Raw genomic sequence first — 26254 nt, 5'->3', positions numbered from 1 at the left:
TACGTCAGCGGCGGTGCTGCGAGTCCGCGACCGTGACCTCGACGCGCTGGAACTCCTTGAGCTCGGAGTAGCCCGTGGTCGCCATCGCCCGGCGCAGGGCACCGAAGAAGTTCATCGAACCGTCCGGCGTGTGCGAGGGGCCCGCCAGGACCTCCTCGGTGGTGCCGACGATGCCCAGGTCGACGAGCTTGCCGCGCGGCACGTCCTCGTGGACGGCCTCCATGCCCCAGTGCCGGCCCTTGCCGGGAGCGTCCGTGGCACGGGCCAGCGGCGAGCCCATCATCACGGCGTCCGCACCGCAGGCGATCGCCTTCGGCAGGTCGCCCGACCAGCCCACGCCGCCGTCGGCGATGACGTGCACGTACCGGCCGCCGGACTCGTCCATGTAGTCGCGGCGGGCCGCGGCCACGTCGGCGACCGCGGTCGCCATCGGGACCTGGATGCCGAGCACGTTGCGGGTGGTGTGCGCCGCGCCGCCGCCGAAGCCGACGAGGACGCCCGCCGCGCCGGTGCGCATCAGGTGCAGGGCGGCGGTGTACGTGGCGCAGCCGCCGACGATGACCGGGACGTCCAGCTCGTAGATGAACTGCTTGAGGTTCAGCGGCTCGGCCGCGCCGGAGACGTGCTCGGCGGAGACGGTGGTGCCGCGGATCACGAAGAAGTCCACGCCGGCGTCGACGACGGCCTTGGAGAACTGGGCGGTGCGCTGCGGGGACAGGGCGGCGGCGGTCACCACGCCCGAGTCGCGCACCTCCTTGATGCGCTGCCCGATCAGCTCCTCCTTGATCGGAGCCGCGTAGATCTCCTGCAGACGGCGGGTCGCGGTCTCCGGGTCCAGCTCGGCGATCTCGTCGAGCAGCGGCTGCGGGTCCTCGTACCGGGTCCACAGGCCCTCGAGGTTCAGCACTCCGAGGCCGCCGAGCTCGCCGATCCGGATGGCGGTCTGCGGGGAGACGACCGAGTCCATCGGGGCGGCCAGGAAGGGCAGCTCGAACCGGTAGGCGTCGATCTGCCAGGCGATCGAGACCTCCTTCGGGTCCCGGGTGCGCCGGCTCGGTACGACGGCGATGTCGTCGAACGCGTACGCCCTGCGGCCGCGCTTGCCGCGCCCGATCTCGATCTCAGTCACGATGTGTGGCCTTTCCTTCTACGTATGCGCCTACCAGTATCCCCGACACGCGCCGGAGGGGCGGTTCCGGCCGCATGCCGGAACCGCCCCTCACCGCTTCGTACTACTTCCTGCTGTAGTTCGGCGCCTCGACCGTCATCTGGATGTCGTGCGGGTGGCTCTCCTTGAGACCCGCGGACGTGATGCGGACGAACTTGCCGTTCGTCTGGAGCTCCGGGACCGTGCGGCCGCCGACGTAGAACATCGACTGGCGCAGACCGCCGGTGAGCTGGTGCACCACGGAGGCCAGCGGGCCGCGGTAGGCCACCTGGCCCTCGATGCCCTCGGGGATCAGCTGCTCGTCGGAGGCGACGCCCTCCTGGAAGTAGCGGTCCTTCGAGAACGACTTGCGGTCGCCACGGGACTGCATCGCGCCGAGCGAGCCCATGCCGCGGTACGACTTGAACTGCTTGCCGTTGATGAAGAGCAGCTCGCCCGGGGACTCCTCGCAGCCGGCGAGCAGGGAGCCGAGCATCACCGTGTCGGCGCCCGCGACCAGGGCCTTGGCGATGTCGCCGGAGTACTGCAGACCGCCGTCGCCGATGACCGGGACGCCGGCCGCCTTGGCGGCGAGGGAGGCCTCGTAGATGGCGCTGACCTGCGGGACGCCGATACCGGCGACGACGCGGGTGGTGCAGATGGAGCCGGGGCCGACGCCGACCTTGATGCCGTCGGCACCGGCGTCGATCAGCGACTGGGCGCCGTCTCGGGTGGCGACGTTGCCGCCGACGACGTCGACGGAGGAGTTCGACTTGATCTTGGCGATCATGTCGCCGACCAGCCGGGAGTGGCCGTGCGCGGTGTCGACGACGATGAAGTCGACACCGGCCTCGATCAGGGCCTGGGCGCGCTCGAACGAGTCGCCGGCGACGCCGACGGCCGCGCCGACGAGCAGCCGGCCCTCCTTGTCCTTGGCGGCGTTCGGGTACTGCTCCGCCTTGACGAAGTCCTTGACGGTGATCAGGCCCTTGAGCAGGCCCGACTCGTCGACCAGCGGCAGCTTCTCGATCTTGTGGCGGCGCAGCAGCTCCATGGCGTCGACGCCGGAGATGCCGACCTTGCCGGTGACCAGCGGCATCGGGGTCATGATGTCGCGCACGCGCTGGCTGCGGTCGGTCTCGAAGGCCATGTCGCGGTTGGTGACGATGCCGAGCAGCTTGCCCGCCGGGTCGGTGACCGGCACGCCGCTGATCCGGAACTTGGCACAGATCGCGTCGGCCTCGGCGAGCGTGGCGTCCGGGTGCACGGTGATCGGGTCGGTGACCATGCCGGACTCGGAGCGCTTCACCAGGTCGACCTGGTTCGCCTGGTCCGCGATGGACAGGTTGCGGTGCAGGACACCGACGCCGCCCTGGCGGGCCATGGCGATGGCCATCCGGGACTCGGTGACCTTGTCCATCGCCGCGGACAGCAGCGGGATGTTCACGCGCACGTTCTTCGACACGTACGAGGCGGTGTCGATGTCGTCGGGCGCCATGTCGGACGAGCCCGGCAACAGGAGCACATCGTCGTAGGTCAGCCCGAGTGTCGCGAATTTCTCGGGCACTCCGTCGACGTTGGCAGTCATGACACCTTCCCCAAATGGCCTTGATCGGTGCGGATGTCCATGCTAACGGGCTGGAGCGGTGTCTCATTCCACGAGCAAGATCAGTGGCAATGTTTGGACCTTCGTACGTGTACGAAAGGGACGCCACCGCCCGGCAACACTTACTCCTCGGCCAAGGCCGCGGCTACTGCTCGGCCAGGGCCCGCAGCCGGCTCAGGGCACGGTGCTGGGCGACCCGGACGGCCCCCGGCGACATCCCGAGCATCTGTCCGGTCTCCTCGGCGGTCAGCCCGACCGCGACCCGCAGCACCAGCAGCTCCCGCTGGTTCTCCGGCAGATTGGCGAGCAGCTTCTTGGCCCACTCCGCGTCGTCGCTGAGCAGCGCCCGCTCCTCCGGGCCGAGCGAGTCGTCGGGCCGCTCGGGCATCTCGTCGGAGGGCACGGCGGTGGAGCCGGGATGCCGCATCGCGGCCCGCTGGAGGTCGGCCACCTTGTGTCCGGCGATGGCGAAGACGAAGGCCTCGAAGGGCCGGCCGGTGTCCTTGTAGCGGGGCAGGGCCATGAGGACGGCGACGCAGACCTCCTGCGCGAGGTCCTCGACGAAGTGGCGGGCGTCGCCGGGCAGCCGGCTGAGCCGGGTGCGGCAGTAGCGCAGGGCGAGCGGGTGCACCCGGGCGAGCAGATCGTGGGTGGCCTGCGCGTCGCCCTCGACGGCACGGTGAACGAGAGCTCCGATCTCCCCCGCCGGTCCGGCGGGCGTGGGCGACCCCACGGTCTCGTCGTCGCGCATCGGTCCATCGTGCCCCGGCGCGCGGCGGTCCGCGGCATCGCGTCCGTACTTGTGCATCGAAGCGTTATGAGCAGGCGCGCCGGACGTCACTTCTACGCCCTCCCCTTCCGCTCGATCGACTCGTCCCCGAGGAACTCCACACCTCAAGGATGCGGCATCGCGCGGGGAAGTGACACAAGCCGTCCGCGACGGGAGGAGACGGACGCTCCGTGCGAGGGGACGGAGCCACCCCGTCCGCCCCGGGGCGGACGGGGACGCGCGCGGCCATGCGTCTAGCGGACCAGGCCCCAGCGGAAGCCGAGCGCGACGGCGTGCGCCCGGTCCGAGGCGCCCAGCTTCTTGAACAGCCGCCTGGCGTGGGTCTTGACCGTGTCCTCGGAGAGGAACAGCTCGCGCCCGATCTCCGCGTTCGACCGGCCGTGGCTCATGCCCTCGAGCACCTGGATCTCGCGCGCGGTGAGCGTGGGCGCGGCACCCATCTCGGCCGAGCGGAGCCGGCGCGGGGCCAGCCGCCAGGTCGGGTCGGCGAGCGCCTGGGTGACGGTGGCCCGCAGTTCGGCGCGGGAGGCGTCCTTGTGCAGATAGCCGCGGGCGCCGGCGGCGACCGCGAGGGCCACGCCGTCGAGGTCCTCGGCGACCGTGAGCATGATGATGCGGGCGCCGGGGTCGGCGGAAAGCAGCCGACGGACGGTTTCGACGCCGCCCAGTCCGGGCATGCGCACGTCCATCAGAATGAGATCCGAGCGGTCCGCGCCCCAGCGGCGGAGGACTTCCTCGCCGTTGGCCGCGGTGGTCACGCGCTCGACGCCGGGCACGGTCGCGACCGCGCGGCGGAGCGCCTCTCGGGCAAGCGGGGAGTCGTCGCAGACGAGGACGGAAGTCATGGCCGCCCTCCGCAGCTGATGCGCGTCACCTTGAGCCTCCAGGGCTGGTACGTATCGTCACCTGTGCGGTTGACGCTCTCGGACACCTGCCCGATCGCTTGTTCCTTCAACCGCTCCGCACTCTCAACGATGGTCACCCGAAAGAGTTACGGGTCGGACAGCGACGATCGGCACTCTACGTGAGGGAGCGTGCGCGGAGGAGAGCGACGCACGCCATCCGTCCTTCGTTTGGAGCTATGCCCCATTCAGTCGGTTTTCTTCCCTTTTTGCAGTGTCTGTGGCTAGATTCGCAATGAGTCATATTTACATCTACTGCGACAGTAGTTGTACGGTCGGGGCGTGCCCGCGGGAGCGGGCGTCCGACAGCAGGAGGGCCCGCAGCGGCCCGTAGTCCATCAGCCATCCACACCGCCCACCTATCCGTTCGACACGGTTTCAAGGGGACAAGCGCAATGGCAGATTTCTCCCGCCTTCCCGGACCCAACGCCGACCTGTGGGACTGGCAACTCCTCGCAGCCTGCCGCGGCGTGGACAGCTCCCTGTTCTTCCACCCCGAGGGAGAGCGCGGCGCGGCACGGAGTGCGCGCGAGAACTCGGCGAAAGAGGTGTGCATGCGGTGCCCTGTCCGCGCGGAATGCGCGGCACACGCACTCGCCGTACGGGAGCCCTACGGCGTGTGGGGCGGCCTCACCGAGGACGAACGCGAAGAACTCATGGGGCGGGCACGCAACCGCCTCATCACGTCAGCGGCGCCGGCGACGCCGGTCACGGCACGGGCGTCGGCCAGCAGCTCCGCAGGTGCGGGGCGCGCCTGAAGGAACGTTTCACCTGACCGTCCCGCCGACCTCGTACCGGGGCCGGGCGACGCACCGGCCCGGCCCTGCGGCCCGCACCGCACGCGGCCCGGGGGCGTGCGGCGCGGTGCGCCGCGCCCCGCCGGACGGGTGAGGGAGCGGGCCCGTACGGCTGTGGGCCGTTCGGGTGGGCGGATCGGTGCACGGGCCGGGCGGGTCGCGGCAGGGAGGTGCCGCGGGCGCGACGGAAGCGGTCCCGGGACGAACGAAGACGTACGGAAGCGGCCTCGGACCCTACGGAATCAGCCGCAGGCCGTACGGAAGCGGCCACGGGTCGTACGAAGCGGCGGCGCCCTGATGCGCGACGCGGCCGCCGGGACGGAGCGCCTCTAGCGGCTCGCCGCGCGGGCCAGTTCGTGCAGGGTCGCCGCGACCGCCGGGACCTGCGCCAGGTCCGGCAGGGTGAGGGCCACGATCTCGCGCTCCACCGCCGGCTCCACGGCCACCGTCCTGGCCCCCTTGGGCCGTACCGACTCGATGGCCAGCTCCGGCAGCACGGCCACGCCCAGGCCCGCGCCCACCAGTCCGACCACCGCCGGGTAGTCGTCGGTGGCGAAGTCGATGCGCGGCGTGAAGCCCGCGCTCTCGCAGACGTCCACCAGCTGCCTGCGGCAGCGCGGACAGCCCGCGATCCAGGACTCGTCGGCGAGTTCGGCGATGCCCACGGACCCGGCCGCGGCCAGCCGGTGCGCCTCGGGGACCAGGCCGACGAGACGGTCGGTGAGCAGCGGGCGGACGACCAGGTCGTCCCACTCGGCCGCGTTCACGCCGTACCGGAAGGCCAGCGCGATGTCGCAGTCGCCCTCGCGCAGCATCTCCACCGAGCGCGGCGGCTCGGCCTCCACCAGGGAGACCCGGGTGCCGGGGTGGGCGGCGCGGAGCGCGGCGAGCGCGGTCGGGACCAGCGTGGAGCTGCCGCTGGGGAACGAGACCAGCCGGACCCGGCCGGCCCGCAGCCCGGCGATCGCGGCGACCTCCTCCTCGGCGGCGGTGAGCCCCGCGAGGATGCCGGCGGCGTGCCGGACGAGCGCCTCGCCGGCCTGGGTGAGCCGCATCTCGCGGCCGGTGCGGACCAGCAGCGGGGTGCCCGCCGAGGTCTCCAGGGCCTTCATCTGCTGGCTCACCGCGGGCTGGGTGCAGCCCAGTTCGCGGGCGGCGGCGGAGAAGGAGCCGGTGGCGGCGACGGCGCGCAGGACGCGGAGGTGGCGGGCCTCGATCATGTCTCGAGCATAAGCGAGTCTTGGGCTCGGCGGCGAATATCGATGTGACCCTTTGAGGTCGCTGGCCTAGGGTGCGGCCATGGAGCTTCTCAGTGTGAACGTGGGACGGGCCCGGCCCGTGGAGTACACCGACGCCCCGTCGGGCACGTCCGGCATCGACAAGCGGCCCGTCGCGGGTCCGGTGCGGGTCGAGGCCCCGGGGGCGTTCGGCGTCGCGGGCGGCGGGGTGGCCGGGGACTCGGTGTGCGACCTGCGGTTCCACGGCGGCGACGACCGCGCCGCGTACGCCTTCGCCCGCGAGGACCTGGACCGGTGGGAGAAGGAGCTGGGCCGGCCGCTGTCGAACGGCTCGTTCGGCGAGAACCTCACCACCCGCGGCCTGGACGTGAACGGCGCGCTGATCGGCGAGCGCTGGCGGATCGGTCCGGACCTGGTCCTCGAGGTGACTGGCGGCCGCATCCCGTGCCGTACGTTCGGCGGGTTCGTGGAGGAGAAGGGCTGGGTGCGCCGCTTCACGGAGTCCGACGCCGGTCCCGGCGCGCTGCTGCGGGTGATCGAGCCGGGCGAGATCCGGGCGGGCGACGCGGTGAGCGTGGTGCACCGCCCCGACCACGACATCACGGTCGCGCTGCTGCACCGGGCGGCGACGACCGAGCGCTCCCTGCTGCCGCGGACGCTGGTGGCGGCGGAATGGATGGAGTCCCAGCTGCGCGAGCTGGCGCGGACGTACGCCGCGAAGTACGGCGCCTAGGCGTTCGGGGGTCTTCACCGGGGCACTAACGTGCCGCCCATGACGACTGCATTGATTACGGGTGCGACGGCCGGCATCGGCGCGGCGTTCGCGCGCCGGCTGGCCGCCGACGGCCACGACGTGGTGCTGGTGGCGCGCGATCTGACGCGGCTGCGCGAGCAGGCGACCGAACTGCACGACCGGCACGGCATCGAGGCCGAGGTGCTCTCGGCGGACCTGGCGGAGGAGAAGGGCATCGCGGCCGTGGAGGCCCGGCTGTCCGACCCCAAGAACCCGGTGGACCTGCTGGTGAACAACGCGGGCTTCGGGAACAAGGGCCGCTTCCTCGAGGTCTCGATGGCCGACGAGTTGAAGATGCTGACGGTGCACTGCGAGGCGGTGCTGCGGCTGACCTCGGCGGTCGTGCCGCAGATGCGGACGCGGGGCCGCGGCGGCGTGATCAATGTGGCGTCGGTGGCCGCGTTCGTGCCGCGCGGCACGTACGGCGCGTCGAAGGCGTGGGTCGTGCAGTTCACCCAGGGCGCGGCGCGGGACCTCGCGGGCAGCGGGGTGCGGCTGATGGCGCTCTGCCCGGGGTTCGTGCGGACGGAGTTCCACGAGCGGGCCGGGATGGGCACGGAGAACATCCCGGGCTGGATGTGGCTGGACGCCGACAAGCTGGTGACGGCGGCCCTCGCCGACCTGTCGCGCGGCAAGTCGCTGTCGATTCCGGACCCGCGGTACAAGGCGCTGATGGGCCTGGTGAAGCTGGCGCCGCGCGGCCTGCTCGGCGGGGTGTCCGCCAAGGCGGGCCGCTCGTACGGGCCGAACTGAGCCCCATCCCTCTCTTGTCCTTCACACGGCGTCGCTCACCCCGGCCGCCTCCGGGTCGAGGGTGAGCCGGGACGTCGTGCCGTCGGGCCAGGTCACCTGGAGGGTGCGGGCGCTGACACGGACGCGCGCGAGAGTGGTGACGGGGGCCGGCGCGGGTTCGGCGGTGAGGGAGGCGAGGGCGACGAAGAGGGTCTCGGGGCCGCGGGTGGTGCCGTGCAGGGCGGCGGTGCGGCTGTCCGGGCCCTGGAGGGTGGCGCCGGTGTCGAGGAGGACGGTCTCGGCGTCCTGCGGATAGCCGTGGACGGCGTGGAGTTGGGCGGTGGGGCCGTCGGGGGTGGTGGCCCAGCCGGTCTGCCGGACGGCGGTGCCGTCGGGGGCGCCGGTGACGAGATGCGCACGGACCTCGGCGCGGCCGCGGGCGAGGGTGGCGGAGAGGACCTCGACCCCGGGGAGCGGGGTGTGGCGGGAGGCGGCCCAGCCGGGGCCGGCGCCGAGCGGGACGGCGGGGCCGCGGCGGGAGACCCTGCCGTCGAGGAGCAGGGCGAAGTGGTTGTCTGGGGCCTCCGGTGAGGAGGTGGGGCCGGTGCGGGTGGAGTACGCGTGGCGCGCGTAGCCCGAGTCGTCCTCGCCCGCCACGTGGTTGCTGCCGTGGTTGTGGAGGCGGACGAGGCCGTCGGCGGCGGTGGACTGGACGAGCAGCCCGGGCCCGGGAAGCGCGGTGACGGCGTCGGCGGTCTCGGCGGGCAGCGGCTGTTCGGGGTCGGTCCAGGCCGGGTGGCCGCCGGGGAGCAGCAGGCCGAGGAAGCCCTTGGACGCCCAGTACGGGGAGCCGGGGCCGGAGTAGCTCTGCAGCACCGGCGCGTACGGGCCGTGCCAGCCGAGGGTGAGCAGGCCGCGCTCGTCGGTGGCGCCGCGGTCGAGGAAGTACCGCAGCGCACCCGAGGCCAGCCGGCGGGTGGCGCCGGGGCTCAGCGGGGTGTGGCCGGTGAGGGCGCCGAGCCAGGGGGCGGCGGCCGCGGCGAAGCGGTACGTGAGGGAGCGGCCGAACGGAAGCGGGGCGCCGTCGGCGCCGAACAAGCGGGTGTACGCGTCGAGATGGGCGTGCAGACGGGGCCCGTAGCGGTCGAGCAACGCCTGGTCGCCGGTGAGGTGGGCGTGCAGCACGGGGTAGAAGTGCAGGGCCCAGGCGTTGTAGTGGTCGAAGGCCCGGTTGTCGCCGTCGGAGTACCAGCCCGCGCCGAGGTACCACTGCTCGATGCGGTCCAGGGAGCGGTCGATCGTGGCGGCGGCGCGGTCGGTCTCGATGCCGGCGTCCTGCAGGAAGCCGGCGACGGTGAGGCCGAAGAGCCACCAGTTGTTGTCGACCGGGGACGGGTCGAGGGCGGGCAGCAGCCAGTCGGCGGCGCGCTGCCGGGTGCGGTCGTCGAGGGCGTCCCAGAGCCAGGGGCGGGTCAGCCGGAGGCCGAGGGCGACGGAGGCGGACTCGACGACCGCCTGGCGGACGTCGGCGGGCTGCGGCCAGGAGTCGGGGTCGGCGTCGTCGCCGGGCGTCTCGGTGCCGGCGGCGAGTCCGACGGCGTACCGGGCGAGGTGGCCGTGCGGGTCGTCGCCGCGCGCGCCGGCGACGCGGAGGGCGGCGAGCAGGAAGGTACGGGCGTAGCCCTCCAGGCCGTCGGAGCGGATGCCGGACCGGCTGGGGCGGGGTCCGGGCAGGTCGATCAGGCCGTGCCGGGGCGAGGCGTAGGGGCGTACCGCCAGCAGGAGTTCGTCGGCCGCGGCCTCCCAGTGCGCCCGGGTCCATCCGGTGTACGGGCTGAGCTCACGATTCTCGGGCGGCGTGGGCATGATGCTCCCTGAGGCGGACGTCGGCGTCGCCCGGCATCCTGAAGACGCTCCGATCGAACGTCAAGGGATTCGGAGCGAATGATCGAAACTCTCGCCATTCGATCAATCTGAATCTAAGGTCGAGTCCCCGGGGCGCGCCCCGGGGACCGACCACCACCGCGAGGGGGAACCGCACCGTGCGCGAGAGTGCCGCCGAACGACACGACCGACTGCTGGCCCTGGTCCGCGAGCGCGGCACCGCCCGCGTCTCCGACCTGGCCGGCCTGCTCGGGGTCTCCCCCGTCACCGCCCGCCGGGACGTCGAGGCCCTGGCCGCCCGGGGCCTGCTCGACCGGGTGCACGGCCAGGTCTCCTGGCCCCGCGGCCAGGGCGTGCCGGCCGCCGCCGGAGCCTCCCCGGCGGCGGGACCCGGGGGCGGCCCGGTGCTCGGGCTGCTCGCGCCGTCCGCCACGTACTACTTCGCCGAGGTCATCCGGGGTGCCCACGAGGCGGCGGCGAAGGTCGGGGCCCGGCTGATCCTGCGGATCTCCGACTACCGGCCGGACGAGGACCGCGCCCGCACCGAGGGGCTGCTGTCCGCCGGGGCGCAGGGCGTGCTGGTCGCGCCGGGCTGGCGCGGACCGGAGGACCGGCTCGCGTACGGGGACTGGCTCGCCGAACTGCCCGTGCCCGCCGTGCTCCTGGAGCGCCGGGCCGACCCGGGCACCCCCCTCGACGGCCTTGACCGGGTGGTCTCCGACCACGGCCACGGGGTGCTGCTCGCCCTGCGCCACCTGCTCGGTCTCGGTCACCGCACCCCCGTCCTGGTGGCCCGCAAGGACAGCCCGACCGCGCTCGCGGTGCGCGCCGGGTACGCGGACGCCCTGGCCGCCCTCGGCCTGACCGCCCCGCTGCCGGTGATCGACTCCGTGCCCGCCGAGGCCGACCCGGAGGGCTTCGAGCGGGCGGTCGGGGCGCTGCGCGAGGCGGTCGGCTCGGGCCTGGCCACCGCGGCCCTGGTGCACAACGACGTGGACGCGATCCAGATGGTGCAGCGGCTCGCCGAGTCCGGCGTGCGGGTCCCGCGGGACCTGGCGGTCATCGCGTACGACGACGAGGTCGCCGCGCTGGCCGACATCCCGCTCACCGCGGTCGCCCCGCCCAAGCGCCAGGTGGGCCGGCACGCCGCGGAACTGCTGGTGGAGCGGCTGGCGGAGGGCGCGGCCGGGCCCGACGAGGAGGCCGCGCGGCGGCATCTGAGCCTGCTGCCGCGGCTGCGGGTGCGGGCCTCGTGCGGGGCTCGTGCGGGGCTCGTTCACACTGACGGGATCTGATCTTTTTTCGATCATTCAATCTTTCGCTCTTGACTTCGCTCATGAGCGGCTCCAGGATCGCGGCCACAACGTCCCCGCCGCCTCGCCCTCAGGAGCCGTGCCGTGAGCCGCAGTTGGAGCAGAACGTCCCGAGTCATCGCCTGCACCGCCACCGCCCTCGCCCTTCTCACGGCCTGTGGCGGGAGCAGCGACGGAGGCGGCGACGACGCCGCCGACGGCAAGCCGGTCACCCTCACCTTCTGGGGCTGGGCCAAGGGGTCCAAGGAGGTGGTGGACGCGTTCAACGCCTCCCAGCAGAAGATCAAGGTGAACTTCGAGGAGATCCCCTCCGGCAACGCCGGCGGCTACGCCAAGATCTCCAACGCCGTGAAGGCCGGCAACGCCCCCGACCTGGTCTCCCTCGAGTACCCCTCGCTCCCCGAGTTCGTCAGCTCCGGCGCCCTGCAGGACATCGGCGACGCGTTCACCGAGGACGACCGCAAGAAGCTGCTGCCGCAGGCCGTCGAGCTCACCACCCTCGGCGGCAAGACCTGGGCCGTCCCCTTCGACGCCGCCCCGCAGGCCTTCTACTACCGCAAGGACCTGTTCACGAAGTACGGCATCGAGGTGCCCACCACCTGGGACGCCTTCAAGTCCGCGGCGGAGAAGGTCAGGAAGGCCGACCCCAAGGCCCGCATCGCCACCTTCTTCCCGGACGACCCGACCACCTTCGAGGCCATGGCCTGGCAGGCCGGCGCCCAGTGGTTCAAGGCCGAGAACGAGACCTGGAAGATCGACACCACCGACCCGGCCACCACCAAGGTCGCCGCCTACTGGCAGGGCCTGCTCGACGCCGGCCTCGTCCACAAGAACGCCTCGTTCAGCCCCGAGTGGACCGGCTCGCTGAAGAACGGCGGCACCATCGGCTACCTCGGCGCCTCCTGGGGCGCGGGCGTCCTCAAGGGCACCCTGCCCGAGCAGAGCGGCAAGTGGGCCGTCGCGCCCATGCCGACCTGGGACGGCAAGCCCGCCTCCGGCATGCTCGGCGGCTCCACCTTCGCCGTGACCAAGGACAGCGAGCAGAAGGCCGCCGCCGTCGAGTTCGCGAAGTGGATGTCCACCACCGAGGCGGGCGTCAGGGCCCGGATCGCCTCCGGCACCTCCAGCGCCTTCCCCGCCGCCACCGCCCTGCGGCCCGTCGCGCAGCAGGTCTTCGACGCGAGCTACTACGGCGGCCAGGACATCTACGCCCTGTTCGAGCAGTCCGGCGCCTCCATCGGCCGGAACTGGGCCTGGGGCCCGACCACCGGCACCACCAACACCGCGATCAAGGACGTCCTCGGCAAGCTCGGCAAGGGGGGCCCGACCGTCGCCGACGCCGTGAAGGCCGGCCACGACGCCACCGTCGCCGAGCTGAAGAAGCGCGGCCTGAAGGTCGAGGGCTGATCCCGTGAAGGCCCCCGCCCGCGCCGCCGCCCTGCTGCTGGCTCCCTTCTTCGTGCTGTTCACCGCGGTGATGGCGGTGCCGATCGGCTACGCGGTCTGGCTCAGCCTCTTCACCGAGAAGCAGTCCGGACTGGGCTTCGGCGGCACCGAGTCCGTCTTCAGCGGCCTCGACAACTACACCGCGGCGCTGGGCGACCGGGCCTTCCTCGAGGGCTTCGGCGTGCTGCTCGGCTACTGCCTGCTGTACATCCCGCTGCTGCTCGCCGGGGCCCTCGCCCTCGCCCTGCTGCTCGACTCCACGCTCGCCCGCGCCCGCCGCTTCTTCCAGCTGGCGCTCTTCCTGCCGCACGCCGTCCCCGGCATCATCGCCGCGCTGATCTGGGTGTACCTGTACACCCCGCAACTCAGCCCGGTCGTCCGGGCCATGGAGGCCGGCGGGCTCGGCCTCGACTTCTTCTCGCCCGAAGGCGCCCTCCCCTCCGTGGTCAACATCGCCCTGTGGGAATGGCTCGGCTACAACATGGTGATCTTCTACGCGGCCCTCCAGGCCATCGACCGCTCCGTCCTCGAAGCGGCCACCGTCGACGGGGCCGGGGCCTGGCGCATCGCCTTCGGCATCAAACTCCCGCTGATCCGGGCCTCGCTGGTGATGGTCGGCCTGTTCACCGTCATCGGCTCGCTCCAGCTGTTCACCGAACCGCTGATCCTCAACAAGGGCACCGGCTCCGCGGTCACCTCCACCTGGACGCCCAACATGTACGCGTACACCGCGGCCTTCGACCGCAACGACTACGGACTCGCCGCCGCCGCGTCCGTGCTCCTCGCCCTCACCGCCGCGCTGCTCTCCTTCGGCGTCACCCGCCTCACCGGCCGCCGGAAGGAGCGCACCGCATGAGCGCCCGTCGCAGCCCCTGGCTGTCGAGGACCGCCGTCAACGGCGCGCTGCTGCTGGCCGTCGGCTACATGCTCTTCCCGCTCGTCTGGCTGGTCACCGCCGCCACCAAGGACGCCGACGGGCTGCTCGCCGGCGACGCCTTCTCCTTCCAGGGCTTCGACCTCGGCGGCAACCTGAGCCGCCTCGCCGAACAGGGCGACGGCGTCTACTTCCACTGGTACCTCAACAGCCTGTTCTACGCCGGTGCGGGCGCCGCCGGCTGCGCGCTGATCAGCGTCGCCGCCGGATACGCCTTCCACAGCTACGACTTCCGCGGCAAGGAGCCGCTCTTCGGGCTCGTGCTGCTCGGCGTGCTCGTGCCCAGCACCGCGCTCGCCCTGCCCAGCTATCTGCTCGCCAGCGAGGTCGGCCTGGTCAACACCCGCTGGGCCGTACTGATCCCGGTCCTCGTCAACCCGTTCGGCGTCTACCTCGCCCGCGTGTTCTGCGCCGGCTACATACCCGACGAGGCCCTGGAGGCCGCGCGCATCGACGGGGCCGGCGAACTGCGCACCTTCTGGTCCATCGGTCTGCGCATGGTGATGCCCGGCTTCGTGACGATCTTCCTCTTCCAGTTCACCGCCATCTGGAACAACTTCTTCCTCCCCCTGGTGATGCTCTCCGACCAGAAGCTCTTCCCGCTGAGCCTCGGCCTGTACGCGTGGAACAGCAACGCCCACGCCGAACCCGGGTACTACCCCCTCGTCGTCACCGGATCCCTGCTCGCCGTGATCCCCCTCGTCGTCGCCTTCGTCGCCCTGCAGCGCCACTGGAAGGCCGGCCTCACCGCCGGCAGCGTCAAGTGAGGAGCCCGCGTTCCACGATGCACCACACGACTGACAATCGACCCGCCCTGCTCCTCGCCATGGGCCCCGGCGTCGCCGAACGCCTGCTCACCGACGCCCACCGGGCCCGGCTCACCGCCCTCGCCCGCACCGACCCGCACCTCGTCGCCCACGACCTCACGGCCCCCGACGCGCGTACGGCCGAAGCACTCCGCCACGCCGAGGTGCTGCTCACCTGCTGGGGCGTGCCCCCGCTCACGGCCGGGGTCCTCGACCGGGCGCCCCGCCTCAGGGCCGTCGTGCACGCCGCCGGCTCCGTCAAGCACCACGTCACCGACGCCTGCTGGGACCGCGGCCTCGCCGTCACCTCGGCCGCCGCCGCCAACGCCCTGCCCGTCGCCGAGTACACCCTCGCCGCGATCCTCCTCGCCGGGAAGCGGGCCCTGCACACGGCCCACCGGTACGCGCAGGTCCGCGGCCCGCAGGACTGGCTCGCCGAGTCCGCCGGGTGGGGCAACTACCGCCGCACCGTCGGCCTGGTCGGCGCCTCCCGGATCGGCCGCCGGGTGATCAAACTGCTGCGCCCCTTCGACTTCGAGGTGCTGCTCCACGACCCGTACGTCACCCCCGGGGAGGCCGCCGCCCTCGGCGTCGAGGCCACCGGCCTGGACGAGCTGTGCGCACGCAGCTCCGTCGTCTCCGTCCACGCGCCCCAACTGCCCGCCACCCACCGGATGATCGACGCCCGCCGGCTCGCCCTGATCCCCGACGGCGGCACGCTGATCAACACCTCCCGCGGTTCGCTGGTGGACGAGGAGGCCCTGCTCCCCCACCTCACCTCCGGCCGGCTGCACGCCGTCCTGGACGTGACCGACCCGGACGTCCCGCCGCCCGGCTCCCCGCTGTACGAGCTCCCCAACGTGCTGCTCACCCCGCACATCGCCGGCTCGCTCGGCAACGAGCTGCATCGGATGGCCGACCGGGCCCTGGACGAGGTGGCCCGGTACGGGCGGGGCGAGCCGTTCGCGGAGGCGGTGCGGCCCGGGGACCTGACCAGGTCGGCGTAATGCCGCCCGACGCCTAAAATGGAGGGGTTCCTGCAGGTTTCCACAGATTCCCGCAGGTCCCCCCAGGTTCGCCCGGTTCGGTGCGGGAGGCGTCATGACGTTCGTACAGATCATCGACTGCAAGACCAGCCGGGTCGACGACCTGAACCGGCTCATGGACCAGTGGGTCGAGCAGACCAAGGGCAAGCGCACGGCCACCCACAGCATCGTCGGCAAGGACCGTTCGGACGCCTCGCACGTCGTGGAGATCGTCGAGTTCCCCTCGTACGACGTGGCGATGCGCAACTCGCAGCTCCCCGAGACCGACCGGATCTTCCGCGAGATGGTCGCGCTCTGCGACGAGATGCCCACGTTCACGGACCTGGACGTGGTCCGGGACGAAGCCCTGTACAAGGCCAACGCCCGGCGCCTCTACGAGATGATCGCGAGCGAGAAGGAGCTGGCGCTGCTCGACGAGGTCCTGGCCGAGGGGTACCACGACCACGACCCGACCAACCCGCAGGACGTCTACGGGATGGACGCGGTCCGCCGTGAGGTGGAGATGTGGCGCGGCGGCTTCGACTTCTCGTTCACGATCGACGACCAGGTCGCCGAGGGCGACCGGGTGTGCACCCGCTGGACCTGGAACGCCACCCACACCGGCGACTTCATGGGCCTCCAGCCCACCGGCATGGAGGTCAGCATGACCGGCATGACCATCCACCGCTTCCGGGAGGACGGGAAGATGGTCGAGGGCTGGTGGCAGTACGACATGCTCGGCCTGATGGGCCAGCTCGGCGCGGTGGAGGGCTGAGAAGCCCCGAGAACGCACTGCGGCCCCCGTTCCCCGAAGGGAACAGGGGCCGCACGGTTCAGCTACCGGCTACTGCCTCAGTGGGAGTGGCCGTGACCGTGGCCGTGGCCCGCGTCCGCCGGCTCCTCTTCCTTCTTCTCGACGACCAGGGTCTCGGTCGTGAGCAGCAGGGAGGCGATGGAGGCGGCGTTCTCCAGGGCGGAACGGGTGACCTTCACCGGGTCGATGACGCCGGCCTTGACCAGGTCGCCGTACTCGCCGGTGGCGGCGTTGAAGCCGTTGCCCTTGTCGAGCTCCGCCACCTTCGAGGTGATGACGTAGCCCTCGAGGCCGGCGTTCTCGGCGATCCAGCGCAGCGGCTCGACGGCGGCGCGGCGGACGACCGCGACACCCGTGGCCTCGTCGCCGGTCTTGTCGAGGTTGCCCTCGAGGACCTTGACGGCGTGGACGAGCGCGGAGCCACCACCGGAGACGATGCCCTCCTCGACCGCGGCGCGGGTCGCGGAGATGGCGTCCTCCAGACGGTGCTTCTTCTCCTTCAGCTCCACCTCGGTGGCGGCGCCGACCTTGATCACGCACACGCCGCCGGCCAGCTTCGCGAGGCGCTCCTGGAGCTTCTCGCGGTCCCAGTCGGAGTCCGTGGTCTCGATCTCGGCCTTGATCTGGTTGACGCGGCCGACGACGTCCTCGGAGTTGCCGCCGCCGTCGACGATGGTGGTGTCGTCCTTGGTGACGGTGACCCGGCGGGCGGAGCCCAGCACGTCCAGACCGGCCTGGTCGAGCTTGAGGCCGACCTCCTCGGCGATGACGGTGGCACCGGTCAGGGTGGCCATGTCGCCGAGCATCGCCTTGCGGCGGTCGCCGAAGCCGGGGGCCTTGACGGCCACCGCGTTGAAGGTGCCGCGGATCTTGTTGACGACCAGGGTCGACAGGGCCTCGCCCTCGACGTCCTCGGCGATGATCAGCAGCGGCTTGGAGCCACCGGCCTGGATGATCTTCTCCAGGATCGGGAGCAGGTCCTGGATGGAGGCGATCTTGCCCTGGTGGATCAGGATGTACGGGTCGTCGAGGACGGCCTCCATACGCTCCTGGTCGGTCACCATGTACGGGGACAGGTAGCCCTTGTCGAAGGCCATGCCCTCGGTGAAGTCCAGCTCCAGACCGAAGGTGTTGGACTCCTCGACGGTGATGACACCGTCCTTGCCGACCTTGTCCATCGCCTCGGCGATGAGCTCGCCGACCTGCTGGTCCTGCGCGGAGAGCGCGGCGACGGCGGCGATGTCGGACTTGTCCTCGATCGGACGGGCGGTGGCGAGCAGCTCGTCGGAGACGGCCTTGACCGCGGCGTCGATGCCCTTCTTCAGGGCGGCCGGGGAGGCACCGGCGGCGACGTTGCGCAGACCCTCGCGGACCAGGGCCTGGGCGAGCACGGTGGCGGTGGTGGTGCCGTCACCCGCGATGTCGTTGGTCTTGGTCGCCACCTCCTTCACCAGCTGCGCGCCGAGGTTCTCGTACGGGTCCTCGATCTCGACCTCGCGGGCGATCGTGACACCGTCGTTGGTGATGGTGGGGGCGCCGAACTTCTTGTCGATGACGACGTTGCGGCCCTTGGGACCGATCGTCACCTTCACCGTGTCGGCAAGCTTGTTGACGCCGCGCTCAAGGGCGCGACGGGCGTCCTCGTCGAACTTCAGGATCTTCGCCATGGGAGCGGTTCAGCCCTCTCGGATTTCGTGGTGAAACGAACCACGCCCCTGGACGCCCGGTGCGGGGTCAGGGGCGTGGCTCAAAGCATCTGGCTCGGGAGCCGGCTGCTCGGGTGACTTACTTCTCGATGATCGCGAGCACGTCGCGAGCCGAGAGGACGAGGTACTCCTCGCCGTTGTACTTCACCTCGGTGCCGCCGTACTTGCTGTAGAGCACGACGTCGCCGACCTTCACGTCGAGCGGCAGGCGCTCGCCGTTCTCGAAGCGGCCCGGACCCACGGCGAGGACGGCGCCCTCCTGGGGCTTCTCCTTCGCGGTGTCCGGGATGACCAGGCCAGAGGCGGTGGTCTGCTCGGCGTCGAGCGGCTGGACCACGATGCGGTCCTCGAGCGGCTTGATGGCAACCTTGGAGCTGGTGGTCGTCACGATCCGACCTCCCCCTTCGGAGATCTCACGGGGTCTTCTGTCTGAGGTGGCGACCAGGTGGATCCGTCGTCGCGGGTGCCGGACCTGCCCGTCGCTGTGTTGGCACTCTCACGTGGGGAGTGCCAGAGCCGAGACTATGACTGCGATTAGCACTCGGTCAAGCGGAGTGCCAATTCACGACGGCGTGCCGCCCCCGCGGAGCGAGATCCGGAGCCGTGCCCGCCGCGTGCGCCGCATGTCTGACCGCCTTTCTGCCCAGACGTTCGATCGGGTCCACCGCGTCCCCGCAGGCCGCGCACCCCGGCGCGGCGAACAGCGCGCCGGCCGCCAGCAGTCCGGCGAGCAGCCGGCGCGCGCTCACACGTAGTCCTCGAGGCGGGCGACCGCGTAGCCCTTGTCCGTGACCGTCTTCATCACCCTGCGGATCATGTCCGGCATGGTGCCCTTCCAGTCCTCCTTGCCGCGGAAGTGCGTGAGGATGATGTCGCCGGGGTGCAGATCGCGGTCCCACTCGCGCCATTCCATCCGGTCCGGGAACGCCTCGGCGGCCCACAGCGGCACAGCCTTGACCCCGCAGGACTGCGCGGCGCGCAGGGTGTTCTCGTTGTAGTTGCCGTACGGCGGGCGGAACAGCGGCGGCCGCTTGCCGTAGTGCTTCTCGAGGGTGGCCTGCTGGTCGCAGATCTCGCGCTTCTGCTGCGCGTACGACAGGCCGGGCATGTAACGGTGGTTCAGGGTGTGGTTGTGCAGTGCGACGCCGGCGTCCTGCATCTTCCTGAAGTAGCCGTAGTCCTCCTTGACGAGGTAGTCGCTCAGGAAGGCGCTGTACGGGATCCGCAGCTCGGACATCATCCGCAGCAGCTCGGGGTCCTTCTCCGCGCCGTCGTCGATCGTCAGGAAGACGATCTTCTCCTTGGTGGGCACGGTGGTGAAGACCGGCGGCAGCCCCTCGCCGTCGGTCTCGAAGCCCTTGCGGGTGGTGATCTTCGGCTTGACCTTCGGCGGCGGGGGCGCGGGCAGCGGGGTCTTCGCGAGGCCCCACTTCTTCGCGGCGACGGCGCGGGCGGCCTGGGCCTTGCGGACCTTCTCGACGTACGCGGCGAGGGCGCCGGCCCCGCCCCGGTCCTCGGCCCGCGCCCCGGCCGCGGCCGCGGGCCTGCCGTGTGCCGGGTCGGCGGCGGGGCGCTTCCCGGCGGCGTCGGTGGCGGCCGGCCCGGAGCAGGCGGCGGCGAGCCCGCCGGCCAGGACGGCGGCGAGCGCGAGCCCGGCGCGGGCCGTGCGCGTACGCCCCGCGGCGGGCCGCCGAACACCCGTACCCTTCATCCCGTTTTCTTCCTTTTGTCGTACTTGCTGCATGGGGCCGCATCCTGTCAGCGCGGAGCCCCTCGCCCGCGCCGACACCGCCGCCCGGCGCGCGCGGTCCCCCGGCTGGCCCACAATGGGGCAGGTGACCGATCTCGCCGCCTTCCACTCCCTGCTCACCCCCGAGGGCCAGGACCTGCTCGCCGCCCTGCGCGACTACGACCCGGCCCAGGAGCTCGCGGTCGCCTCCCGGCTGCGCCGCGAGCACCCGGCCGAGCTGGTCACCGCGGCCCTCGCCCAGGCCCGGCTGCGGCAGCGCGCGGCGGCGAAGTTCGGCCCGGAGGACGCGTACCGGATGTACTTCACGCCGCACGGCGTCGAGCAGTCGACGCGGGCCACGGTCGGCGCGTACCGGGCGGGGCGGCTGCGCGCGCTGGGCGTGCGGAGCGTCGCGGACCTCTGCTCGGGCATCGGCGGCGACGCGCTCGCGCTGGCCCGCGCCGGGATCCGGGTGCTCGCGGTGGACCGCGACCCGCTGACCGCCGAGGCGGCCCGCGCCAACGCGGCGGCGCTCGGGCTCACGGACCTGATCGAGGTGCGCTGCGCGGACGTCACGGAGATCGACACGAGCCCGTACGACGCGGTGTTCGTCGACCCGGCGCGGCGGGGCGGTCATTCGAGAGGGGCCGCGCGAAGCGCGTCGTCGAGGGGCGGTGGTCGGGCGACGGGCGGGCGGATCTTCGATCCGGAGGCGTACTCTCCGCCGCTGTCCTGGGCGATCGAGGCGGCCCGCAGCGCCCCGCACGCCGCGCTGAAGATCGCCCCCGGCATCCCGCACGAGACGGTGCCGGAGGAGGCCGAGGCGGAGTGGATCTCGGACGGCGGCGACGTGAAGGAGGCGGTGCTCTGGTTCGGTACGGCGCCGGGCGCGCGCCGCGCCACGCTGCTGCCGTCGGGCGCCTCGCTCACCGGCCGCGGACTTCCGGACCCGCAGGTCAGGAAGGTCGGCCGCTATCTGTACGAGCCGGACGGCGCGGTCATCCGCGCGCACCTGGTCGCGGAGGTCGCCGAGGAGCTGGACGGGGGCCTGGTCGACGAGACCATCGCGTACGTCACCGCCGACGAGCTGCGGCCCACGCCGTACGCCACGGCCTACGAGATCACCGACGAACTCCCCTTCAACCTCAAGAAGCTGAAGGCCCTGCTGCGGGAGCGCGAGATCGGCACGCTGACCGTGAAGAAGCGCGGTTCGGCGGTGGAGCCGGAGGAGCTGCGGCGCAAGATGAAGCTCAAGGGCCGGAACGCGACGACGGTCTTCCTCACCCGCGTCGCCGGCGCCCCGACGATGCTGCTCGGCCGGCCCGCCCAGGCGGGCCGGGACAGGCCCTAGTTCCCGAGCCGGACCGCCAGGCGGTAGTGGGCGTACGCCTTGGTCAGCCCGATCAGGCCGTGCACCCACAGCAGCAGCGCCGCGCCCATGAAGTACGCGACCGTGCCGTAGCCGCCGCGCGTCGGGCCGACGAACATGTTCGGCACCGCGAAGGACGTCCACAGGCCGAGCGCGCACAGCGCGAACGACAGCACCGCCCAGAGGATGCCGAGCCCGGGCCGGCGGATCGCCCGGTCGCGGGCGGCGTCGCGGTCGAGGCCGGCCCACTGTGCGAGGCGCGCGCGGCAGGTCGTGTCGGAGCGGACGCCGTGCACCACGCCCCAGAGCGAGGGGATCAGCGCGCCGACGCCGAGGGCCGCCATCACGGTCACGAAGATCATCGTCACCGGGTCGAAGAGGCCGTCGTCGAAGATCCCGATCAGCGCGGCGCCCACGAGGCCCCAGCCGAGCTGGCAGGCGGCCAGGAAGAGCAGGAAGAACACCAGCCGTCGTCCACCGAGTTGACGTTTCGTCAACTCGCCCATGGCGAAGGCCCGGTCGGCGAGCATCGCGTCCCGGGCGGGCCAGGTGCGGAGTTCGGCGGGCGGCGGAGGGGGCGGCAGAGGCGTACGGCGAGCCATGGCCACGACATTACCGGCCGTGGGGCCCGTCGCCGCCCGGGGACTCTTCGGCGGCCGCCGTGGCCGCCGCCGCGGCCGCCTTGGCCGAAAGCAGCGCGCGTTCCCTCTCGTTGCGGGTCAGCGTCGCCGCCCGCGCGAACTCCGCCCGCGCCTCGCCCGCCCGTCCCAGCCTGGCCAGCAGCTCCCCGCGCACGCTGGGCAGCAGGTGGTACTCCTCCAGGCCCGGTTCGGCGGCCGCCAGCCGTCCCACCATGTCCAGGGCCACCTCGGGCCCGTACGCCATCGACACGGCCACCGCGCGGTTCAGCTCCACCACCGGCGACGGCGCGACAGTGGCCAGCCGCTCGTACAGCGCGGCGATCGTCCGCCAGTCGGTGTCCTCGTACCGCACGGCCCGCGCATGGCAGCCGGCGATCGCGGCCTGCAGCGCGTACGGCCCGTACGCACCCGTGCCCACGCGCTCCAGTGCGGCGAAACCGCGCCGGATGAGCAGCCGGTTCCAGCGCCGCCGGTTCTGGTCCGCGAGCAGGACGGGCGCGCCGTCCGGCCCGGTGCGCGCCGCGGTCCGCGAGGTCTGGAACTCGAGCAGCGCGGCGAGCCCGTGCACCTCGCCCTCCCCAGGCATCAGCCCTTGCAGCACCCGGGCCAGCCGCAGCGCGTCCTCGCAGAGCCCCGGCCGCAGCAGGTCGTCGCCGGCGGTGGCCGCGTACCCCTCGTTGAAGATCAGGTAGATGACCTCCAGGACCGAGCCGAGACGGGCCGCGCGCTCCTCGCCGTACGGCGTCTCGAACTCGACCCCGGCCTTGGCGAGGGCCCGCTTGGCGCGCACGATCCGCTGCGCCACGGTCGCCTCGGGGACCAGGAAGGCACGGGCGATCTCGTCGGTCCGCAGCCCTCCGACGAGCCGCAGCGTCAGCGCGGTGCGGGCCTCGGCGGAGAGCACGGGGTGGCAGGCGGTGAAGACGAGCCGGAGCAGGTCGTCGTCGATGTCGCCCGGCCCGGACGGCTCGGGGTCGTACGTCACGTCGACGAACTCGCGCCCCGCCTCGGCGAGTCTGCGGGCGTAGGTCTCGCGCCGCCGTACGAGATCGATCGCCCGGTTCTTGGCGGCGGCCGTCAGCCAGGCGCCGGGCCGCTCGGGCACCCCCGTCCGCGGCCACTGCTCCAGGGCGGCGACGAGCGCGTCCTGGGCCAGTTCCTCGGCGATGCCGACGTCGCGGACGATCCGCGCCACGGTGGCGATGATCCGGGCGGACTCCATCCGGAAGACCGTCTCCACGGTCGCGGCCGGGCTCTGTGCTGTCACGTCTCACATGACAGCACAGCGCCACCACCCGTGAGGGTCAGCCCATCTCCTCGATCTCACGGACCTCGACGGTCACGTCCCAGTACGGCGGGTGGGCCTCCAGGAACCGCTTGGCCCACTCCATGGCCTCGGCCTTGTCCTTGCACTGGGTGATCGAGTACCCGCCGACGACCTCCTTGGTCTCGGTGAACGGCCCGTCGGTGTAGCTGATCTTCCCGCCCGACCAGTGGATCCGGGTGGAGTCGGCCGTGGGCTTGAGCCCGGCGGTCTCCAGCATCACGCCGGCCTTGGTGATCTCCTCGAACAGCGCCGTCATGCGCGTGTCGAAGCCCTCGTCGGCGTCCTCCATCTCGAAGGCGCCCTCCTGGATGCGGACCAGCGTCAGATAGCGCGGCATGGCGTACTCCTCAGATGTGCGAGCGGGGCCGTTCCCCGCCTCTCACTCTTCCGTCGAACGACCACGGGCCACTTCGACACACCGGGAGAAGTTTTTTCCGGAGACGTTCCGGCGGGCTCAGACGTAGTCCTCCAGGCGGGCCACCGTGAAGCCCTGTTCCTGGATGCGGCGGAGCATGTTGGCGGTCATCTCGGTCATCGTCGTGCCCTTGAGCTCGGCGGGGCCGCGGAAGTGGGCGAGGATGATGTCGCCGGGGTGCAGCTTCTTGTCGCCGCGCTGGTACTGCATGTTCTTGATCTGCATCGACTCGCGCCACAGCACGATCGCGTCGACGCCGCAGGTGCCGGCGGCGGCGCGGGTGGTCTCGTTCCAGTTGCCGTAGGGCGGGCGGAACAGGCGGGGGGCCTCGCCGTACTGCTTCTCCAGCTTCCGCTGCTGGCCGCAGATCTCGCGGCGCTGGGCCTCGGGGCCCAGCGTGCGCAGGTTGGGGTGGCTGAGGGTGTGGTTGGCGACGCCGTGGCCCTGGGCGGCGAGCTTGCCGAAGTAGCCGTAGTCGGTGCGTATCGCGGAGTCGGTGAGGAACATCGTCACCGGGATCTTCAGGTCGTTCATCATGCGGACGAACTCGGGGTCCTTCTCCGCGCCGTCGTCGACGGTGATGAAGACGACCTTGTCGGTGGTCTCGATGTCGCTGATGACGGGGACCGGGGCGCCCGCGTTCCGCTGCACCGGCTTGACCTTCGGCGGGGCCGGCGGGGCGGGGAGGGGCTCGAGGCCCCAGCGGGCGTACGCCGCCGTCGCCGCGGCCGCCGGGTCCGCCTCGGAGGGGGCCTGCGAGGGCTTGCTCTGCCCGAGCAACGACGGCGCCTGCCGCTCCGGCCGCGCGTCCGCGTCCGCCTGCTGCGAGCAGCCCGTGAGGAGCAGTGTGGCGACGGTCAGCGCCGCCCACATCACGATCTTCTTGTCCACCCGATCCCCCGCCCCCGCACCCGAACACGCGACCTACGCCGACATGTTTGATGCGGGAACGGGCGTTCAGGTTGCCCGGGTCTCGGCCTCGATCGACTCGAAGCGCCAGCGGTGCACCGGACGCGTGATCAGCTCCGCCGCCGGCTCCGGCAGCTCGGGCAGCTCCGCGTCGGTCGCGTCCGCCTCCCACCAGGTCAGCACGAGGACCCGGTCCTGCGGCGCACGGAAGACCTCGCGGCGCACCGGCTCGTACGGCAGGACCTGCGCCCGTGCCCACTCCAGGAGTTCGGCACCGCGGCCCTGGACCGCGCGCGCCTCCCACATCAGGGTCACGACGGTCACGAGTACAGGTTCTTTCCGCTGAGCTCGTGCACGTGGTCGTGGTCGTGGTCGTGTCCGTGCCCGTGGTTCCCCGGCACGTGCGGGTCCGTCACCGGCAGCGAGGAGTCCGCGGACAGCTCCAGGTCCGAGGCCGGCCGGTTCCGCGCGACCATCTCCGCGCCGAGCGCCGCGACCATCGCGCCGTTGTCCGTGCACAGACCCGGCCGCGGCACCCGCAGCCGGATCCCGGCCCGCTCGCAGCGCTCCTCGGCCAGCGCCCGCAGCCGCGAGTTGGCGGCCACGCCGCCGCCGATCATCAGGTGGTCGACGCCCTCGTCCTTGCAGGCCCGGACGGCCTTGCGGGTCAGCACGTCCACCACGGCCTCCTGGAAGGACGCCGCCACGTCACGCACCGGCACCTCCTCGCCGGCCGCCCGCTTCGCCTCGATCCAGCGGGCGACGGCGGTCTTCAGGCCGGAGAAGGAGAAGTCGTACGCCGGGTCCTTGGAGCCGGTCAGCCCGCGCGGGAAGGCGATCGCCGCCGGGTCGCCCTCCCGGGCGAGCCGGTCGATCACCGGGCCGCCGGGGAAGCCCAGGTCGAGCACCCGGGCGATCTTGTCGAACGCCTCGCCGGCCGCGTCGTCGATCGTCGCGCCCATCGGCCGGACGTCGGAGGTGATGTCCGGCGCGAGCAGCAACGAGGAGTGCCCGCCGGAGACCAGCAGTGCCATCGTCGGCTCGGGCAGCGGCCCGTGCTCCAGCTGGTCCACGCAGATGTGCGAGGCCAGGTGGTTCACGCCGTACAGCGGCTTGCCCAGCGCGTACGCGTACGCCTTCGCCGCCGAGACGCCGACGAGCAGCGCGCCCGCGAGCCCGGGGCCGGCCGTGACGGCGATGCCGTCGAGGTCCTTCGCGGAGACCCCGGCCGTCTCGAGGGCGCGCTCGATGGTCGGGACCATCGCCTCCAGGTGCGCGCGCGAGGCGATCTCCGGCACCACGCCGCCGTACCGGGCGTGGGTGTCCACGCTCGACGCGATGGCGTCGGCGAGCAGCGTGGTGCCCCGGACGATGCCGACACCGGTCTCGTCGCAGGAGGTCTCGATGCCGAGTACGAGCGGTTCGTCAGCAGCCATCGGAATCAGTCTCAGTTTCAGTCTCTGTAGCTTGAACGGTCAGTCGCATCACGAGGGCGTCGACGTTCCCCGGCTGGTAGTAGCCGCGCCGGAAGCCGATCGGCTCGAAGCCGAAGCGCTCGTACAACTTCTGGGCGCGGGTGTTGTCGACCCGCACCTCCAGCAGCACCTCGTCGCACTCGAAGGCGGTGGCGTGCTGCAGCAGGTCGGTGAGGAGCCGGGCGCCCAGACCCGTGCCCCACTGGTCGCGGGCGGCGGCGATGGTCTGCACGTCGCCGAGTCCGCCGGCCGCGGCGAGCCCGGCGTAGCCGAGGATCCGGCCGTCGGCGTCCTCCGCGACGACGTAGCGGCGGGTGGCCCGGGGGCCTCGGGCGTGCGCCAGCTCGGACCAGAACATCCCCTCGGACCAGGCGTCCTCCGGGAACAGATCGTGTTCGAGCTCCAGCACCGGCACGAGGTCCCACCAGCGCATCTCGCGCAGCAGGACGCCGGTCG

The 26254-nt window shown here is 72.1% G+C and carries 27 protein-coding genes; 10 read left to right on the top strand and 17 right to left on the bottom strand.

Translation table 11 applies throughout. From position 1 onward, the window contains the following. Positions 1-4 precede the first annotated feature (4 nt). The 4 genes from ABZO31_RS20085 to ABZO31_RS20070 all read right to left on the bottom strand — a co-directional run bounded on the left by ABZO31_RS20085 (position 5) and on the right by ABZO31_RS20070 (position 4388). Positions 5-1129 carry a GuaB3 family IMP dehydrogenase-related protein gene (locus ABZO31_RS20085; protein ID WP_406862599.1) on the bottom strand — a complete coding sequence of 375 codons (1125 nt, stop codon included), beginning with the start codon at positions 1127-1129 and terminating at the stop codon, positions 5-7. Between the two features lie 103 nt (positions 1130-1232). After that, a complete protein-coding gene (gene guaB / locus ABZO31_RS20080; RefSeq protein ID WP_406862598.1) occupies positions 1233-2735 on the bottom strand; it encodes an IMP dehydrogenase in 1503 nt (500 codons plus the stop codon). A gap of 163 nt (positions 2736-2898) precedes the next feature. Beyond that, entirely contained in the window at positions 2899-3504 is a 606-nt protein-coding gene (locus tag ABZO31_RS20075; RefSeq protein ID WP_406862597.1) for a sigma-70 family RNA polymerase sigma factor, read from the bottom strand. A 272-nt stretch (positions 3505-3776) separates the two neighbouring features. After that, positions 3777-4388: a response regulator transcription factor gene (locus ABZO31_RS20070; RefSeq protein ID WP_003948568.1), complete on the bottom strand. Its 612-nt coding sequence runs from the start codon at positions 4386-4388 to the stop codon at positions 3777-3779. A 452-nt stretch (positions 4389-4840) separates the two neighbouring features. Between ABZO31_RS20070 and ABZO31_RS20065 the strand changes: the two genes are divergently transcribed. After that, positions 4841-5203, top strand: coding sequence for a WhiB family transcriptional regulator (locus ABZO31_RS20065; protein WP_406862596.1), 363 nt, complete (start codon positions 4841-4843; stop codon positions 5201-5203). A gap of 368 nt (positions 5204-5571) precedes the next feature. Here ABZO31_RS20065 and ABZO31_RS20060 read toward each other — a convergent pair whose 3' ends face one another. After that, positions 5572-6462, bottom strand: a complete 891-nt coding sequence (locus tag ABZO31_RS20060) for a LysR family transcriptional regulator (RefSeq protein ID WP_406862595.1) — start codon at positions 6460-6462, stop codon at positions 5572-5574. Between the two features lie 79 nt (positions 6463-6541). Here ABZO31_RS20060 and ABZO31_RS20055 point away from each other — a divergent pair, with 79 nt between their 5' ends. Together ABZO31_RS20055 and ABZO31_RS20050 are read left to right on the top strand one after the other, a co-directional pair. Further along, a complete protein-coding gene (locus ABZO31_RS20055) occupies positions 6542-7213 on the top strand; it encodes an MOSC domain-containing protein (RefSeq protein WP_406862594.1) in 672 nt (223 codons plus the stop codon). A 39-nt stretch (positions 7214-7252) separates the two neighbouring features. Continuing rightward, the gene (locus ABZO31_RS20050; RefSeq protein ID WP_406862593.1) at positions 7253-8026 is read left to right on the top strand and encodes an SDR family NAD(P)-dependent oxidoreductase; all 774 of its coding nucleotides are present in this window, start codon (positions 7253-7255) and stop codon (positions 8024-8026) included. 21 nt (positions 8027-8047) lie between these two features. On the opposite strand, the gene ABZO31_RS20045 is transcribed toward ABZO31_RS20050, so the two are convergent. Next, the gene (locus ABZO31_RS20045; protein WP_406862592.1) at positions 8048-9871 is read right to left on the bottom strand and encodes a DUF2264 domain-containing protein; all 1824 of its coding nucleotides are present in this window, start codon (positions 9869-9871) and stop codon (positions 8048-8050) included. A gap of 176 nt (positions 9872-10047) precedes the next feature. On the opposite strand from ABZO31_RS20045, the gene ABZO31_RS20040 reads away from it, so the two are divergent. The 6 genes from ABZO31_RS20040 to ABZO31_RS20015 all read left to right on the top strand — a co-directional run bounded on the left by ABZO31_RS20040 (position 10048) and on the right by ABZO31_RS20015 (position 16188). Continuing rightward, a complete protein-coding gene (locus ABZO31_RS20040; RefSeq protein ID WP_406862591.1) occupies positions 10048-11184 on the top strand; it encodes a substrate-binding domain-containing protein in 1137 nt (378 codons plus the stop codon). A gap of 102 nt (positions 11185-11286) precedes the next feature. Beyond that, positions 11287-12609 carry an ABC transporter substrate-binding protein gene (locus tag ABZO31_RS20035; RefSeq protein WP_406862590.1) on the top strand — a complete coding sequence of 441 codons (1323 nt, stop codon included), beginning with the start codon at positions 11287-11289 and terminating at the stop codon, positions 12607-12609. 4 nt (positions 12610-12613) lie between these two features. Then, on the top strand, positions 12614-13504 hold the full coding sequence (locus ABZO31_RS20030; RefSeq protein ID WP_406862589.1) for a carbohydrate ABC transporter permease: 891 nt from the start codon (positions 12614-12616) through the stop codon (positions 13502-13504). Further along, on the top strand, positions 13501-14349 hold the full coding sequence (locus tag ABZO31_RS20025; RefSeq protein ID WP_406862588.1) for a carbohydrate ABC transporter permease: 849 nt from the start codon (positions 13501-13503) through the stop codon (positions 14347-14349). Before ABZO31_RS20030 ends, ABZO31_RS20025 begins: the two co-directional genes overlap by 4 nt. A 17-nt stretch (positions 14350-14366) precedes the next feature. Continuing rightward, positions 14367-15395, top strand: a complete 1029-nt coding sequence (locus tag ABZO31_RS20020; protein ID WP_406862587.1) for a hydroxyacid dehydrogenase — start codon at positions 14367-14369, stop codon at positions 15393-15395. A 94-nt stretch (positions 15396-15489) separates the two neighbouring features. Next, positions 15490-16188, top strand: a complete 699-nt coding sequence (locus ABZO31_RS20015) for an ester cyclase (protein WP_406862586.1) — start codon at positions 15490-15492, stop codon at positions 16186-16188. A gap of 77 nt (positions 16189-16265) precedes the next feature. Here the strand turns inward: ABZO31_RS20015 and groL are convergent, their stop codons facing one another. The 4 genes from groL to ABZO31_RS19995 all read right to left on the bottom strand — a co-directional run bounded on the left by groL (position 16266) and on the right by ABZO31_RS19995 (position 19677). After that, on the bottom strand, positions 16266-17894 hold the full coding sequence (gene groL / locus ABZO31_RS20010; protein ID WP_406862585.1) for a chaperonin GroEL: 1629 nt from the start codon (positions 17892-17894) through the stop codon (positions 16266-16268). Between the two features lie 118 nt (positions 17895-18012). Next, the gene (groES, locus tag ABZO31_RS20005; RefSeq protein ID WP_020132158.1) at positions 18013-18321 is read right to left on the bottom strand and encodes a co-chaperone GroES; all 309 of its coding nucleotides are present in this window, start codon (positions 18319-18321) and stop codon (positions 18013-18015) included. A gap of 157 nt (positions 18322-18478) precedes the next feature. Next, complete coding sequence (locus ABZO31_RS20000; protein WP_406862584.1) at positions 18479-18682, bottom strand: hypothetical protein; 204 nt, start codon at positions 18680-18682, stop codon at positions 18479-18481. Beyond that, a complete protein-coding gene (locus tag ABZO31_RS19995) occupies positions 18679-19677 on the bottom strand; it encodes a polysaccharide deacetylase family protein (protein WP_406862583.1) in 999 nt (332 codons plus the stop codon). The genes ABZO31_RS20000 and ABZO31_RS19995 overlap by 4 nt, the downstream gene beginning before the upstream one ends. A gap of 91 nt (positions 19678-19768) precedes the next feature. On the opposite strand from ABZO31_RS19995, the gene ABZO31_RS19990 reads away from it, so the two are divergent. Next, positions 19769-21013 (top strand): THUMP-like domain-containing protein, encoded by a 1245-nt coding sequence (locus ABZO31_RS19990; protein ID WP_406862582.1) that lies wholly within the window; start codon positions 19769-19771, stop codon positions 21011-21013. Here ABZO31_RS19990 and ABZO31_RS19985 read toward each other — a convergent pair. The 7 genes from ABZO31_RS19985 to rimI form a co-directional block, all read right to left on the bottom strand. Then, positions 21010-21633, bottom strand: a complete 624-nt coding sequence (locus ABZO31_RS19985) for a hypothetical protein (protein WP_406862581.1) — start codon at positions 21631-21633, stop codon at positions 21010-21012. The two genes, ABZO31_RS19990 and ABZO31_RS19985, sit on opposite strands and share 4 nt — an antisense overlap. 10 nt (positions 21634-21643) lie before the next feature. Beyond that, the gene (locus ABZO31_RS19980; protein WP_406865414.1) at positions 21644-22894 is read right to left on the bottom strand and encodes an RNA polymerase sigma factor; all 1251 of its coding nucleotides are present in this window, start codon (positions 22892-22894) and stop codon (positions 21644-21646) included. Between the two features lie 82 nt (positions 22895-22976). Further along, on the bottom strand, positions 22977-23336 hold the full coding sequence (locus tag ABZO31_RS19975) for a YciI family protein (protein WP_406862580.1): 360 nt from the start codon (positions 23334-23336) through the stop codon (positions 22977-22979). A gap of 117 nt (positions 23337-23453) precedes the next feature. Continuing rightward, positions 23454-24305, bottom strand: coding sequence for a polysaccharide deacetylase family protein (locus ABZO31_RS19970; RefSeq protein WP_406862579.1), 852 nt, complete (start codon positions 24303-24305; stop codon positions 23454-23456). A 66-nt stretch (positions 24306-24371) separates the two neighbouring features. After that, entirely contained in the window at positions 24372-24647 is a 276-nt protein-coding gene (locus ABZO31_RS19965) for a hypothetical protein (protein WP_406862578.1), read from the bottom strand. Continuing rightward, positions 24644-25759, bottom strand: coding sequence for a tRNA (adenosine(37)-N6)-threonylcarbamoyltransferase complex transferase subunit TsaD (gene tsaD / locus ABZO31_RS19960; protein ID WP_406862577.1), 1116 nt, complete (start codon positions 25757-25759; stop codon positions 24644-24646). The genes ABZO31_RS19965 and tsaD overlap by 4 nt, the downstream gene beginning before the upstream one ends. After that, positions 25749-26231 (bottom strand): ribosomal protein S18-alanine N-acetyltransferase, encoded by a 483-nt coding sequence (gene rimI / locus ABZO31_RS19955; RefSeq protein WP_406865413.1) that lies wholly within the window; start codon positions 26229-26231, stop codon positions 25749-25751. Before rimI ends, tsaD begins: the two co-directional genes overlap by 11 nt. Positions 26232-26254: the final 23 nt, after the last annotated feature.

It is taken from the genome of Streptomyces solicamelliae (genome assembly GCF_045348655.1).
GTDB lineage: Bacteria > Actinomycetota > Actinomycetes > Streptomycetales > Streptomycetaceae > Streptomyces > Streptomyces solicamelliae.
The sequence above is the reverse complement of the archived record's forward strand: the minus strand, read 5'-3'. Positions and strand labels throughout refer to the sequence as shown.

Excerpts from the sequence above, each read along its gene's own strand:
- guaB (WP_406862598.1), bottom strand. The coding sequence starts at position 2,735 with ATGACTGCCAACGTCGACGGAGTGCCCGAGAAATTCGCGACACTCGGG.
- ABZO31_RS20075 (WP_406862597.1), bottom strand. The coding sequence starts at position 3,504 with ATGCGCGACGACGAGACCGTGGGGTCGCCCACGCCCGCCGGACCGGCG.
- ABZO31_RS20070 (WP_003948568.1), bottom strand. The coding sequence starts at position 4,388 with ATGACTTCCGTCCTCGTCTGCGACGACTCCCCGCTTGCCCGAGAGGCG.
- ABZO31_RS20065 (WP_406862596.1), top strand. The coding sequence starts at position 4,841 with ATGGCAGATTTCTCCCGCCTTCCCGGACCCAACGCCGACCTGTGGGAC.
- ABZO31_RS20060 (WP_406862595.1), bottom strand. The coding sequence starts at position 6,462 with ATGATCGAGGCCCGCCACCTCCGCGTCCTGCGCGCCGTCGCCGCCACC.
- ABZO31_RS20055 (WP_406862594.1), top strand. The coding sequence starts at position 6,542 with ATGGAGCTTCTCAGTGTGAACGTGGGACGGGCCCGGCCCGTGGAGTAC.
- ABZO31_RS20050 (WP_406862593.1), top strand. The coding sequence starts at position 7,253 with ATGACGACTGCATTGATTACGGGTGCGACGGCCGGCATCGGCGCGGCG.
- ABZO31_RS20045 (WP_406862592.1), bottom strand. The coding sequence starts at position 9,871 with ATGCCCACGCCGCCCGAGAATCGTGAGCTCAGCCCGTACACCGGATGG.
- ABZO31_RS20025 (WP_406862588.1), top strand. The coding sequence starts at position 13,501 with ATGAGCGCCCGTCGCAGCCCCTGGCTGTCGAGGACCGCCGTCAACGGC.
- ABZO31_RS20020 (WP_406862587.1), top strand. The coding sequence starts at position 14,367 with ATGCACCACACGACTGACAATCGACCCGCCCTGCTCCTCGCCATGGGC.
- ABZO31_RS20015 (WP_406862586.1), top strand. The coding sequence starts at position 15,490 with ATGACGTTCGTACAGATCATCGACTGCAAGACCAGCCGGGTCGACGAC.
- groL (WP_406862585.1), bottom strand. The coding sequence starts at position 17,894 with ATGGCGAAGATCCTGAAGTTCGACGAGGACGCCCGTCGCGCCCTTGAG.
- ABZO31_RS19995 (WP_406862583.1), bottom strand. The coding sequence starts at position 19,677 with ATGCAGCAAGTACGACAAAAGGAAGAAAACGGGATGAAGGGTACGGGT.
- ABZO31_RS19985 (WP_406862581.1), bottom strand. The coding sequence starts at position 21,633 with ATGGCTCGCCGTACGCCTCTGCCGCCCCCTCCGCCGCCCGCCGAACTC.
- ABZO31_RS19980 (WP_406865414.1), bottom strand. The coding sequence starts at position 22,894 with ATGGAGTCCGCCCGGATCATCGCCACCGTGGCGCGGATCGTCCGCGAC.
- ABZO31_RS19975 (WP_406862580.1), bottom strand. The coding sequence starts at position 23,336 with ATGCCGCGCTATCTGACGCTGGTCCGCATCCAGGAGGGCGCCTTCGAG.
- tsaD (WP_406862577.1), bottom strand. The coding sequence starts at position 25,759 with ATGGCTGCTGACGAACCGCTCGTACTCGGCATCGAGACCTCCTGCGAC.
- rimI (WP_406865413.1), bottom strand. The coding sequence starts at position 26,231 with ATGCGCTGGTGGGACCTCGTGCCGGTGCTGGAGCTCGAACACGATCTG.